Consider the following 13,178-nt stretch of genomic DNA (forward strand, 5'->3'; position numbering starts at 1 on the left):
TGGCTGCCCCCTATGCCGATTACGTCATAATTGACGTTTACGTAAACGTCAATACAAAGGACATAGGAGCACACCATGGACATCGCAGACAAGGTTTTCGTCGTCACTGGCGGCGCTTCCGGGTTGGGTGAGGGCACCGCCCGCATGCTGGCTGCCCAAGGCGGGCAGGTCGTGGTGGCTGACATGCAGGCCGACAAGGGGCAGGCCGTGGCACGCGACATCGGCGGTGTCTTCGTGCCCTGCGACGTGACGAGCGAGGCCGATGGGCAAAAGGTCGTGGCCCAGGCGACCGCCATGGGCAAACTCGTGGGGCTGGTCAACTGTGCCGGCATTGCGCCGGCTGAAAAAACCGTCGGCAAAAACGGGCCGCACGATCTTGGCCTGTACACCAAGACCATCATGGTCAATTTGGTGGGCACCTTCAACATGATCCGCCTGGCCGCAGCCGCCATGAGCCAGAATGCCCCGGAACCCACCGGCGAACGCGGAGTGCTGATCTCGACCGCCTCGGTGGCCGCCTATGACGGACAGATTGGCCAGGCCGCCTATGCCGCCTCCAAGGGAGGCATCGTCGGCATGACGCTGCCGATCGCCCGCGACTTGGCGCGCAACGGCATTCGCAACATGACCATCGCGCCAGGCATCTTCGGCACGCCCATGCTATTCGGCCTGCCCCAGGAGGTGCAGGACTCGCTCGCCGCCAGCGTGCCCTTCCCGTCCCGCCTTGGCCGGCCAGACGACTACGCCAAACTGGTGAGACATATCATCGAGAACGACATGCTCAACGGCGAGGTGATTCGCCTCGACGGCGCCATCCGGTTGGCACCAAGATGACGTCGTGCCCGCCCCCCTGCGCGGTGTAAGATGAGCATGTCTCAACCTACCCTCTAGGGCATGACGGCACCAACCCCCCAGGACATTGCACGGGAAGCAGTCAAACGCCTGGCTGCTCGCAAGCTACCGCCGACCCCAGAAAACTTCCAAGCCACCTACCATGAGGTCGCTGGCACGCGACCTTTGCGGCCCTTCCCCCTGGAGAACCTGCGCCACATCGGCGCCCAGCTGCCAGACCGCACCCCTGCCCAGATCCGCTTCAAGGCCCAGTTCGGCAAGGCCGTGAGCCAGCACAGCTGGGAAGATCTGGAAAAAGTGCTCATCCAGCACCTGAAGCAAAGCGCTGCCACATCGGCTGAATCGGCACCAGCCGCGCCGAGCACTCCGGCGGTGATCGAAACGGAGAGCCTGCCTGCCGAATTGCGGGAACAGATCGCCCGCATCGTCAGTTTCACCCTGCCTGCCGTCGGTCAGGACGATGCCAAGGTGGTCGAACTGGCTGAGGAGCTCATCGCCTATTTGAAGCAAGACAGCCAACACCTGCCCACCCTGCGCAAGCTCATGGCAGACTTCGCGTTTCGCCTGTCATTTGTTGCGCAGGAGCAACAGGACATCCGCGAAACCCTGCTGTCTCTGCTGCACACGGTGTTCGAGAACATTGGCGACATCAATCCGGAAAACCCCTGGCTGCAAGGTCAGATGGCCGCATTGATGGAGGCCACCAAACCCCCACTTTCGATACGACGGCTGGAGAACGTGGAGCGGCGGCTGAAAGGGCTCATCGTCAAGCAGATCGAGACCAAGGAGCAGACGCTCGCGGCACAGCAGGTGATGAAAGAGACGCTCAGCACTTTTCTGCAGCGCCTCTCGCAAACGGCAGACAACAGCCAACACTATCAGCAGCGCTTCGAGGAGTGTGCCCGGCGCCTGGAGAGCGCTTCCAGCCTGGCGGAAATGGCGCCGGTGGTGCAACAAGCCATCCAGTCCGCCCGGACCATGGCCCTCGACAGCCAGCGCACCGCCGAAGAACTCAGCCACCTGCGCCAGCGGGCCCAGGAAGCCGAACAGGAGGCCCAGCGTTTGCGCGAAGAGCTCGACCGCATGAGCGAGATGGCCAGCCACGATCTGCTCACTGGGGTCCTGAATCGCAAGGGGCTGACTGATGTGGCCAAAGGCGAGCTCTCTCGCGCCGACCGCGGCGGCAGCCAGCCCTGCCTGGCTTTGCTGGATATCGACGACTTCAAGCGTCTCAACGACCGGCTCGGCCACCTCAAAGGTGACGCCGCGCTCCAGCACTTGGCGCGGGTCGCCAAGGCATCGCTGCGACCGCAGGACGCGGTAGCCCGTTTCGGCGGTGAGGAGTTCGTCATCATCCTGCCCGACACATCGGTCACCGAGGCCGTGGAGGTGCTGACCCGTCTGCAGCGCGAACTCTCCAAACAGTTCTTCCTGGAAGGGGAGGAACACATCCTGATCACGTTCAGCGCGGGCGTGATTCAACGCCGGCCTGACGAGTCCCTCGAAGAGGCGCTCCACCGCGCCGACCAGGCGATGTACACCGCCAAGCGACTGGGCAAAAACCGCGTGGTGGCAGCCTGAAAGGCCGTTGTCACACGTCGATAGCCTGGGCGGAGCCTGCCCGCCTGCGCAGTTCGAATTTCTGGATTTTCCCAGTGCTCGTCTTGGGCAATTCGCCGAACACGATGGCCCGAGGCACTTTGAACCCGGCCAGGTGGCGGCGGCAGTGCAAGACCATGTCCTCGGCCGAGGCTTGGGCATCGGCCTTGAGCTCGATGAAGGCACACGGCACCTCGCCCCAGCGGGGATCGGGCTTGGCCACGACCGCCGCCGCCAACACGGCGGGGTGGCGGTAGAGCACATCCTCCACCTCGATGGAGGAGATGTTTTCCCCGCCCGAGATGATGATGTCTTTGCTACGGTCCTTGATCTTGACGTAGCCGTCCGGGTATTGGACCGCCAGATCGCCGCTGTGGAACCAGCCCCCGGCGAACGCCTCCTGGGTGGCGGCGGGGTTCTTGAGGTAGCCCTTCATGGCGATGTTGCCCCGGAACATGATTTCCCCCATGGTCTCGCCATCCCAGGGCACGGGGCTCAGGGTCTGTGGCTCCAGCACCCGGGCATCACGTTCCAGGTGGTAGGGCACACCCTGACGGGCGTTGAGCCGGGCCCGTTCACCGATGTCCAGCTCGGCCCATTCGGCCTGTTTCGCGCAGACCATGGCAGGCCCATAGACTTCGGTGAGGCCGTACACATGCGTGAGGTCGAAGCCCATGGCCTCCATCCCCTCGATCATCGAGGCTGGCGGCGCCGCACCCGCCACCATGGCATGGATGCCCGAGGGCAGCCCTTCCTTCATGGACGCCGGGGCATGGACGAGCAGGTTGTGCACGATGGGTGCACCGCAGTAGTGGGTAACACCATGCTCGCGCATCAGATCAAAGATCATCTGCGCCTCCACCTTGCGCAGACACACGTTCACACCGGCCCGGGCCGCCAGCGTCCAGGGAAAACACCAGCCATTGCAGTGGAACATGGGCAGCGTCCACAAATAGACGGCATGCTTGGGCATGTCCCACTCCAGGATGTTGGACAGCGCATTGAGTGCCGCACCCCGGTGGTGGTACACGACCCCCTTGGGATTGCCCGTGGTGCCGCTGGTGTAGTTGAGGGCAATGGCGTCCCATTCGTCGGCAGGCAGCGACCACTCGAAAGACGGATTCCCACCCGCCAGGAAGACTTCGTAGTCCAGTGCTGGCAGATCCACCGCCGGCGGACCATAGAGGGGATCGTGCGCCATCACCACGGTGACGGGTGTCTGGCTCTGGCGCAAGGCCAGCGCCTGCTGCATCACACCGGCAAACTCCGGATCGACGATCACCAGCCGGGCCTCCCCGTGGTCGAGCATGAACGCGATGGACGAGGGATCGAGCCTGGTGTTGAGGGCATTGAGCACCGCTCCAGCCATCGGTACTCCGAAGTGAGCCTCGACCATGGCAGGCGTGTTGGGCAGCATCACCGCCACTGTGTGGTTTTTACCGATGCCGGCCTGTTGCAAGGCGCTGGCCAGACGGCGGCAACGGTCGTAGGTCTGGCGCCAGGTCTGGCGCTGGACATCTGACCCCTTTCCATGCACGATGGCCAGCCGGTGCGGGTACACGCGGGCCGCGCGCTCGATGAAAGCCAACGGACTCAAGGGCGCGAAGTTCGCCTCGTTGCGTGGCATGTCCTGATCGAAAATCGACGTCATTTCGGGTCTCCTCTCCATCGGCCTGGGCCGGATCGTCCGACTCCAATGTAGCCGAAGCAGCGGCTCGCCGGGAACAGCACATCGGCGAAAATACCGCGTGGCCATCCCCCAGAGCTTCATCCAGGAACTGCTGTCCCGCGTCGACATCGTCGAGGTGGTGGGCCGCTACGTTCCTCTGCGCAAGGCAGGAGCGAATTTCATGGGGCTGTGCCCGTTCCATGGCGAAAAATCCCCCTCGTTCAGCGTCAGTCCGACCAAGCAGTTCTTCCACTGCTTCGGCTGCGGCAAGCATGGCAACGCCATCGGCTTCCTGATGGACCACACGGGCGTAGGGTTTGTGGAGGCGGTCCAGGATCTGGCTCAACAGGTGGGGCTGGCCGTGCCGCAAGAAGATGTGCCCGTCCAGGAGCGGGCCCGTGCGGCCGCCCAACGCCGCCACCAAGCGACCCTGAACGAGGTGCTGCGGCAAGCCGAAACCGCTTTCAAGATCCAGCTCAAACAATCCCCACGAGCGATCGACTACCTCAAGCAGCGCGGCGTCAGTGGACCGATCGCCAAAACCTTCGGCCTGGGTTATGCCCCGCCGGGATGGCGCTTTCTCTCCACCGTATTCCCCGATTACCAAAGCCCGCTGCTCGTGGATGCCGGTCTGGTGATTGCCGCTGAAGAGACCCTGGGACAGGAGGACGCCAGCGGCCCGCAAGCGCGCCGCTACGACCGTTTCCGCGACCGAATCATGTTCCCGATCCGCAACGTGAAGGGAGAGACCATAGGGTTCGGCGGACGCATCCTCGATCAGGGCGAGCCCAAATACCTCAATTCACCCGAAACCCCTGTGTTCAGCAAGGGACACGAGTTGTACGGCCTGTTCGAGGCGCGCACCGCGATCCGACAGGCCGGCTATGTGCTGGTGACCGAAGGCTACATGGACGTGGTGGCCCTGGCCCAGCTCGGCTTTCCCCAGGCGGTGGCCACGCTGGGCACGGCCTGCACGCCCGACCACGTGCGGCTGCTGTTCCGCTTCAGCGAGAGCGTGGTGTTCAGCTTCGACGGCGATGCCGCCGGCCGGCGTGCCGCCCGCAAGGCACTGGAAGCGACCCTGCCCTGGATCACCGACACCCGCAGCGCCAAGTTTCTCTTCCTGCCCCCCGAGCACGATCCGGACAGCTATATCCGCGCGCATGGTCCAGACGCCTTCGCCCAAGCCATCAAGGAGGCCATGCCCTTGAGCCGGTTTCTGATCGAAGTGGCCGCTACCGGCTGCGAACTCGACACTGCCGAAGGCCGGGCCCGCATGGCCAGCCAGGCCCAACCGCTGTGGACAGCCATGCCGGACGGCGCGCTGAAGCGGCAGCTGTTGCAGGAACTGTCCGAACACGTGGAACTGGACGCCCGGGAACTCTCCCAGCTCTGGGCGGCCCGCCCCGTGCGCCGGGCTTCGGGCTCTGCAGCGACCGGCCTGACACTGCCCCGACCGGAGCCTGCCCAGCCGCCCCAGGATGCGCCTGCCGCGCGCATCGATCGTCCACGCCCGCCGCCTTCCACTGCCAGAGCGGCATCGCGGCCGACACCTTCCCGTCGCCGTCGTGCCACACGGGGCCTGCTCGGCCGGGCCGACCGGGTTGCACGGATCGTGCTGAACACCCCGCAAGCCTGGGACTGGCTGACGGCCGACGACCACCACCTGCTGGCCTCGGAGCCCGAACCACATGGTCCACTGTTTGCTTGGCTCGAAAGCCAGTGGCTGGAACACGGCCCCCAGCCATGGGCAGCCTTGAGCGTGGCGCTGCGCGGCCAGCCCTTTGAAGACTTGGCGCTGGCGCTGCATGCCAGTGGCGTAGCCTTGGAAACCCCTGAACTCTCGCCATCCAGCGAGCGCCATGATCCTGGACCTGAGGAGTTGCGCCGCGAACTGCGTGAACTGCTGCGGCGCATGCGGATCGAACATCTCAAGGCCCAAGAGACCGAGCTGATCGCACTCGCTGCCACGGACCCCGGCGCCCTCGCCCGTTACCGTGAAACACAGGCCCAACGCATCGCTCTCGAAGCGGAAACAGGAACTTAACGACTCCTGTATAATTCAAAAGTTTGCGCAAGTGCGACAGCAGCACCTCCGGATCGGCCAAACGCTCACGAACGCGTGATGGGGACAAACTCCCCCGGCCAAGGCCCAAGCGCCCCCGCAAGGACTGCAATCCAAATGTTCGCCCCACGAGCTTGCGCCTCGCCCCTTGAACGTCTGGGGTGCATGGTGGTCTGTTCGCTCAGACCCCTGATCGACTTGTTTTCTGAATCCAACGCCTAGGGGACCGCCCCTGGCAGAAAGTGTTGTTCGTGAGCACCAAGAAATCGTCCGCCAAGCCCAAGACCGCCGAGCAGGAATTGCCTGTACAGGAGGCTGCTGCCGAAACCCCCACCAAAAAGAAAACCACACGTGTGGCCAAGGTGGGCGCGGAAAACAAGCCCGCCCAACCCGCTGCCAAGCGAGGCCGCAAACCCAAGGCCGAAGCCAAAAACGTGGACGACGACATCGACCTGAGCGACCTGGACGAGGATCTGGGCGAAGACAGCGATGTCGTGGAGGCCGAGGCCGCCGGAAACGAACCTGCCGAAAAGGCCAAACCCCTGCGCATGAAAATCAGCAAGGCCAAGGAACGTGCCTTGATGAAGGAGTTCGGCCTGGACGACACGGTGCTCACCGAAGAGGAAGCCAAAGCCCGCCGCGAACACCTCAAAGCCCTGATCAAACTGGGCAAGACGCGCGGCTACCTGACCCACGGCGAAATCAACGACCACCTGCCCGACAAGCTGGTGGAGCAAGAAACGCTGGAAGTGGTGGTCTCGCTACTGAACGACATGGGCGTGGCCGTGTACGAGCAGACACCGGACGCCGAAACCCTGCTGCTGAGCAACACCGGCCCCACCGCCGCCACGGAAGAGGAAGCGGAAGAGGAAGCCGAGGCTGCCTTGTCCACCGTGGACAGCGAGTTCGGCCGGACCACCGACCCGGTGCGCATGTACATGCGTGAGATGGGCACCGTCGAGTTGCTCACCCGCGAGGGCGAAATCGAGATCGCCAAGCGCATCGAAAGCGGCCTCAACGACATGATGGCCGCCATCTCCGAGAGCCCTGCCACCATCCACGAGATTCTGGCCATGGGCGAGGAGATTCGGTCCGGGGCCGTGGTCATCTCCACCATCGTGGACGGCTTTGCAGACGCCGATGAGGCCGACGACTATGTGGCCGAGGAAGACTTCGACGACTACGACGAAGCGGATGACGACGACGGCAAGGGCGGCTCCAAAGCCCTGACGCGCAAAATGGAAGAGCTCAAGCGCGAGGCCTTGGAACGCTTCGACGCCATCCGTGTGCTGTTCGAAAAACTGCACAAGATTTACGACAAAGAAGGCTACGGCTCCCCCAACTACCTCAAGACGCAGGCGGCGCTCACAGAAAAGCTGATGACCATCCGCTTCACCGCCAAGGCCATCGAGAAACTGTGCGACACGGTGCGCCAGCAGGTCGAGACGGTGCGCAAGAAAGAGCGCGAGCTGCGCAAGATCATCGTCGAGAAATGCGGTATGCCGCAGGACAAGTTCGTGGCCGAGTTCCCGCCCAACCTGCTGAACCTGGAGTGGGTGGAGAAGCAGGCGGCCGCTGGCAAACCCTGGAGTGCGGTCATGGCCCGCAACATCCCACCCATCCAGGAACTCCAGCAACAGCTCATCGACCTCCAGGCCAGCGTCGTGGTGCCCCTGGAACAGCTCAAGGCCATCCACAAGCGGATGAACGAAGGCGAGAAAATGTCTCGCGACGCCAAGAAAGAGATGATCGAGGCCAACCTGCGCCTGGTGATCTCCATCGCCAAGAAGTACACCAACCGCGGCCTGCAATTCCTCGACCTGATCCAGGAGGGCAACATCGGCCTGATGAAGGCGGTGGACAAGTTCGAATACCGCCGCGGCTACAAGTTCTCGACTTACGCCACCTGGTGGATTCGCCAGGCCATCACCCGCTCGATCGCCGATCAGGCGCGCACCATCCGCATCCCGGTGCACATGATCGAGACGATCAACAAGATGAATCGCATCTCGCGTCAGCACTTGCAGGAATTCGGCTTCGAGCCGGACGCCTCCATCCTGGCCGAGAAGATGGACATGCCCGAGGACAAGATCCGCAAGATCATGAAGATCGCCAAGGAGCCGATCTCCATGGAAACGCCGATCGGCGACGACGACGATTCGCACCTGGGGGACTTCATCGAGGACAGCACCAACACAGCCCCGATGGACGCCGCCATGCAGGCTGGCCTGCGCGAGGTGGTCAAGGAGATTCTGGACACGCTGACGCCGCGCGAAGCCAAGGTGCTGCGCATGCGCTTCGGCATCGAGATGTCCACCGACCACACACTGGAAGAAGTGGGCAAGCAGTTCGACGTGACGCGCGAACGCATCCGCCAGATCGAAAGCAAGGCGGTGCGCAAGCTCAAGCACCCGAGCCGCTCGGACAAGCTGCGCAGCTTCATCGACTCGCTGTGACGGGCTGACACTGGCACGCCAACAACAACGGGAGCCTTGGGCTCCCGTTGTTGTTTCCCGTAACCTAAAGCCAGCAGGACCTGCATCAGGCCAGCGTCTCCAGCGCCAGCACGCCCGTGGCGGTGTTGGAGATGGGAATGTGGTAGTTGCTGTGCACCTTGCGCACACCCGCGCCTGCCGTGGTGAGTGCTGCGCGCATGGCCAGCCACATCAGCAGTTCCACGCCCTGGGTGCCGGCTTTTTCCACCAGTTCCAGATCGCTAAACTGGGTGGCCCATTCGGGGTTGGACACCATGCTTTCCAGAAACTGCTGGTCGAACGCCTTGTTGATGAAGCCTGCGCGCTCACCTTCGAGCTGGTGGCTCAGGCCGCCGGTGGCCATGACCGCCACACGTTTGTCGCTGTCCCACGACTGGATGGCTTCGCCCACGGCCTTGCCCAGCTTGTAGACGCGCTTGGCGGAGGGCAGCGGGAACTGCACGGTGTTGATGTCGATGGGCACGATCTGCACAGGGGCCACGGCGTCGTTCGGCCAGAAGAGCTTGAGCGGCAGCGTGCAGGCATGGTCCACCAGCATTTCCTGGCAGGTGACGATGTCGAATTCCTTGGCGATGAGCTGGTTGATGATGTGCCAGGACAGCTCGGGGCAGCCCGCCACCGGCGGCAGTGTGGGAATGCCCCAGCCTTCGTCAGCGTTGTGGTATTCGGCTGCCGCACCCACGGCAAAGGTGGGCATCTTGTCGAGGAAGAAGTTCAGGCCGTGGTCGTTGTAGAAGACCACGAGCACGTCGGGCTTGACCTGGCCCAGCCAGTCGTGGATGGGTGGGAAGCCGTCGAAGAAAGGCTTCCAATAGGGCTCGTTCTGCAAGCCCTTGGCAATGGCGCCGCCAATGGCGGGAATGTGGGACGTGGCCAGGCCACCGATGAGTTGTGCCATGTGTGTGCTCCTTGTGCTTATTGCTGCGCGGCTTGCCAGTCGGGTTGTTGGTTGGCGGCCACCAGCTTGGCCATGAAGGCCTCCTTGGTGGTGCCTGTCTGCTGCGCGCCGATGTCTTGCATGTTCAGGCCGAAGATGCCTGCGAACTTGGCCAAGTAGTAAGCGTTGCCGCCTGCGTCGAGCAGCGCCAACACCTGCTTGGAACGGATGGCCGCAGCCTGCTCCTCGGTCAGCCGGTACTTCTTCATATAGGCCTCGGGGTCGGCCACGAAGGCCTCGCGGTTGGCCTGGTCGTTGAAGGAGAAGCACATCTTGTTCAGGGCATAGCCCTTTTGGGCCATGCCACCGTCGAACGGCTTGGTGCCTGGAATGGTGAGGGGCGCATTGGTCACGGTGGGCTCCTTGGGTTTGACGTGTGTTGGCCACGTAGTATTCCGAAACGTTTGACCAAGATAAACAGATGAATAATCATGCATTCCATGAGCAAATTCGATTGGTCAGACTTGGATGCCAACCTGCTGCGCCTGCTGGTGACGGTGGTGGAGGCGGGTTCGGTGACGGGCGCCGCGCAGCGGCTGGGGGTGACGCAGTCGGCGGTCAGCCACCTGCTGGACAAGCTGCGCGAGATCGTGGGCGACCCGCTGTTCGTGAAGTCTGGCCGGGGCATTGTGGCCACGGCGCGTGCCGAGGCGCTGGCGCCGCAGGCCCGTGAGCTGCTGGCTGCACTGGAGCGTTTTGCCAGATCGGGCGCGTTTGACCCTGCGCGCTGGGAGACCACCTTCACCATTGCCGCCAACGACTTCCAGCGCGACGTGCTGCTGCCGCCGCTGATGCAGCGGTTGCGCCATGCAGCCCCTGGGTTGAGCTTGCGCATCATTCCATCGGGCGTGCCTTCGCTGGAGATGCTGCGTCAGGAACACTGCCAACTGGTGATCAGCCCGCGACCGCCCGACGGGGCGGATGTACTTCAAAAGCGCCTGTTCGAGGACGAATACCGCGTGTTCTACGACCCCACCGTGCGCCAGGCCCCGGTTGACGCCAGCGAATACCTGGCCGCCGACCATGTCACCGTGGTGTATGAGCCGCGCCGCTCGCTGGACCTGGACCAGTGGCTGGCCGCCAAGGGCGTGCAACGGCGCTTTCGGGTGATGGTGCCGGGCTTTGCGGGGCTGCCGTCTTTTTTACAGGGCAGCGACCTGCTGGCCACCGCGCCCGGCCTGCTGCGGCTGCACCTGCTGCGCGGACTGGCCAGCGCACCAGTGCCCGTGCCCTGCCCCGCCATGCCCATGTACCTGATTTGGCACATGCGGCACCAGCACGACCCGGCCCACCGCTGGCTGCGCAGCGAGCTGGAGACGCTGGTGCCGCAGGCCGTCAACCCTGCGCGCGGTGCGCCTGCCGGTACTGCTGCGGGCTGAGTCCGGTGCGTCGTTTGAAGAAGCGCGAGAAGTAGGCCGGATCCTCGAAGCCCAGTTCGGCCGCCAGACTGGCCGCAGGCGCAGCAATGTAGACGAGGCGGCGGCAGGCCTCGCGGGTCAGGCGTTCATGCACCAGTTCCAGCGCGCTGCGGCCGCTTTCGGCACGTACCAGGCGGTTCAGGCGCTGGGTGGACAGGCCCAGGCGCGAAGCGTAGCGTTCCAGCTGCCAGTGTTCCAGAAAGTGCTGCTCCACCAGCAACAGAAAGCGCGTGAACAGCGCCTGGTGGCGGTGCGCCTTTTCCTCCTGCCCGACCTGGCGGCCCTGCGCACTGGCCTGCGACAGCCGCCACACCACGGCGCGCGCCAGCCACAGCACCACGGGCGAGTCCCCCGAGCCGGGCCACAGGAACTCCTGCGCCAGCTCACGGAACAGTGCGTCGAGACGCTGTGTGACGCCTTCGCTTGGCGTAAAGTGCAAGATGCCTGGCGCGTCGAACAACACCCGGAAGGCTTCGCCCACCGACTGGAATTCACCCTCGACCAGAAAACGCGCGCTCAGCGTGAGTACCAGCCCATCGGTGTCGGGCGCGAAGCGAAAGCCGTGCACCACCCCTGGCGGCACCACGATGGCCGCAGGCCCCGTGACCTCGGCGTGCCATTCGTCCAGTGCCACCTGTGCCTGGCCCCGGTAGAGCCACAGGACCTGGTACAGGCCGTGGTGCACGTGAGGCTGGATCTCCCAGTGGTAGAGGCGGCTGCGCGACTGCACCTCTTCGATGTGCAGCATTTCCTGCCCCAGCGTGGCCGCTTCGCCATAGAGGGCAAAGCTGGGAATGGCCGAACCCGGGCGGTGCGGGGATGTGGAGGCTGGTGGCATGCCAAAAACAAATTGATCGAAAAGTACAAGATTTGACCATAATTATTGCAGTGTCTTTGTGCGCTGGAGAGCCTACAGTTCGTCATCTCGGACCACACACGGAGACAACGCATGACGCCTTTCAGCTTCGACCCCTATTCCCCCGCCGTTGACGCGGACCCCTTCCCCTACTACAAACGCCTGCGCGACGAATTCCCCTGCTTCTGGAGTTCCGAAGCGCAGATGTGGGTGCTGTCGCGCTACGCCGACATCGTCACCGCCGGGCAGGACTGGCAGACCTATTCCAGCGCCAGCGGCAACCTGATGACCGAACTGCCGGGCCGCGCCGGAGCCACCCTGGGCAGCTCCGACCCACCGCGCCACGACCGCCTGCGCGGCCTGATCCAGCACGCCTTCATGAAGCGCAACCTGCTGGCCCTGGAAGAACCCATCCGCGCCGTGGCGCAGCAGGTGTTCGGCCAGTTGCAAGGCGAAAAGACCTTCGACTTCAAGGACGTGTCGTCGCAGTTCACCGTGAAGGTGCTGATGGCCGCGCTGGGCCTGCCCATGGGCAATGAAGCCATCGTGGACGAGCAGACCGTGCGCGACAACGCCGTGCTGATGGTGCAGAGCGATTCGCGCACCCGCACCAAGGGCCCCGAGCACATTGCCGCCTACAACTGGATGCAGGACTACGCGAGCAAGGTCATCGCCATGCGCCGCGCCGAACCCCGCAACGACCTGATCAGCCACTTTGCCCAGGCCGAAATCGACGGCGACCGTCTGGACGAGCGCGAGGTGCTGCTGACCACGACCACGCTGATCATGGCGGGTGTGGAGTCACTGGGCGGCTTCATGATGATGTTCGCCTACAACCTGGCGACCTTCGACGAAGCACGCCGTGCCGTGGTGGCCAACCCGGCGCTGCTGCCCGACGCGATTGAAGAAAGCCTGCGCTACAACACATCGGCCCAGCGCTTCCGCCGCCGCCTGATGAGGGATGTGACGCTGCACGGCCAGACGATGAAGGAAGGCGACTTTGTGTGCCTGGCCTACGGCTCGGGCAACCGCGACGAGCGCCAGTTCCCCAACCCGGACGTGTACGACATCACCCGCAAGCCGCGCGGCCACCTGGGCTTTGGCGGCGGCGTGCATGCCTGCCTGGGCACGGCCATTGCCCGCCTGGCCGTGAAGATCGCGTTCGAGGAATTCCACAAGGTGGTGCCCGAGTACCGCCGCGTGGCCGACCAACTGCCCTGGATGCCTTCGTCCACCTTCCGCAGCCCGCTGGTGCTGCAGCTAGCCGCAGGCTGAAACGGCAACCCC

10 protein-coding genes are annotated in these 13,178 nt (G+C 63.9%); 6 read left to right on the plus strand and 4 right to left on the minus strand.

Translation table 11 applies throughout. The annotated features are described in order from the left end of the window. Window positions 1–75: 75 nt before the first annotated feature. Window positions 76–834: a 3-hydroxyacyl-CoA dehydrogenase gene (locus HZS63_RS06080; RefSeq protein ID WP_180683169.1), complete on the plus strand. Its 759-nt coding sequence runs from the start codon at window positions 76–78 to the stop codon at window positions 832–834. Between the two features lie 60 nt (window positions 835–894). Next, a complete protein-coding gene (locus tag HZS63_RS06085; RefSeq protein ID WP_180683170.1) occupies window positions 895–2,433 on the plus strand; it encodes a GGDEF domain-containing protein in 1,539 nt (512 codons plus the stop codon). A 10-nt stretch (window positions 2,434–2,443) separates the two neighbouring features. On the opposite strand, the gene HZS63_RS06090 is transcribed toward HZS63_RS06085, so the two are convergent. Further along, window positions 2,444–4,102 (minus strand): acyl-CoA synthetase, encoded by a 1,659-nt coding sequence (locus HZS63_RS06090; RefSeq protein WP_180683171.1) that lies wholly within the window; start codon window positions 4,100–4,102, stop codon window positions 2,444–2,446. Window positions 4,103–4,199: 97 nt separating this feature from the next. On the opposite strand from HZS63_RS06090, the gene dnaG reads away from it, so the two are divergent. Both dnaG and rpoD read left to right on the plus strand, forming a co-directional pair. Next, window positions 4,200–6,167, plus strand: coding sequence for a DNA primase (gene dnaG, locus HZS63_RS06095; protein WP_180683172.1), 1,968 nt, complete (start codon window positions 4,200–4,202; stop codon window positions 6,165–6,167). A gap of 317 nt (window positions 6,168–6,484) precedes the next feature. Beyond that, a complete protein-coding gene (gene rpoD / locus HZS63_RS06100; protein ID WP_246316217.1) occupies window positions 6,485–8,641 on the plus strand; it encodes an RNA polymerase sigma factor RpoD in 2,157 nt (718 codons plus the stop codon). Between the two features lie 85 nt (window positions 8,642–8,726). On the opposite strand, the gene HZS63_RS06105 is transcribed toward rpoD, so the two are convergent. Continuing rightward, the gene (locus tag HZS63_RS06105) at window positions 8,727–9,578 is read right to left on the minus strand and encodes a class III extradiol dioxygenase family protein (RefSeq protein ID WP_180683174.1); all 852 of its coding nucleotides are present in this window, start codon (window positions 9,576–9,578) and stop codon (window positions 8,727–8,729) included. A gap of 17 nt (window positions 9,579–9,595) precedes the next feature. Further along, a complete protein-coding gene (locus tag HZS63_RS06110) occupies window positions 9,596–9,970 on the minus strand; it encodes a protocatechuate 4,5-dioxygenase subunit alpha (RefSeq protein WP_343039958.1) in 375 nt (124 codons plus the stop codon). Between the two features lie 87 nt (window positions 9,971–10,057). Between HZS63_RS06110 and HZS63_RS06115 the strand changes: the two genes are divergently transcribed. Beyond that, on the plus strand, window positions 10,058–10,996 hold the full coding sequence (locus HZS63_RS06115) for a LysR family transcriptional regulator (RefSeq protein ID WP_180683176.1): 939 nt from the start codon (window positions 10,058–10,060) through the stop codon (window positions 10,994–10,996). Here the strand turns inward: HZS63_RS06115 and HZS63_RS06120 are convergent. Next, entirely contained in the window at window positions 10,953–11,873 is a 921-nt protein-coding gene (locus HZS63_RS06120) for a helix-turn-helix domain-containing protein (protein WP_180683177.1), read from the minus strand. The genes HZS63_RS06115 and HZS63_RS06120 overlap by 44 nt on opposite strands. Before the next feature lie 111 nt (window positions 11,874–11,984). On the opposite strand from HZS63_RS06120, the gene HZS63_RS06125 reads away from it, so the two are divergent. Continuing rightward, on the plus strand, window positions 11,985–13,166 hold the full coding sequence (locus HZS63_RS06125; RefSeq protein WP_180683178.1) for a cytochrome P450: 1,182 nt from the start codon (window positions 11,985–11,987) through the stop codon (window positions 13,164–13,166). Window positions 13,167–13,178 lie beyond the last annotated feature (12 nt).

Origin of the sequence: Tepidicella baoligensis (assembly GCF_013432195.1) — a bacterium.
GTDB lineage: Bacteria > Pseudomonadota > Gammaproteobacteria > Burkholderiales > Burkholderiaceae_C > Tepidicella > Tepidicella baoligensis.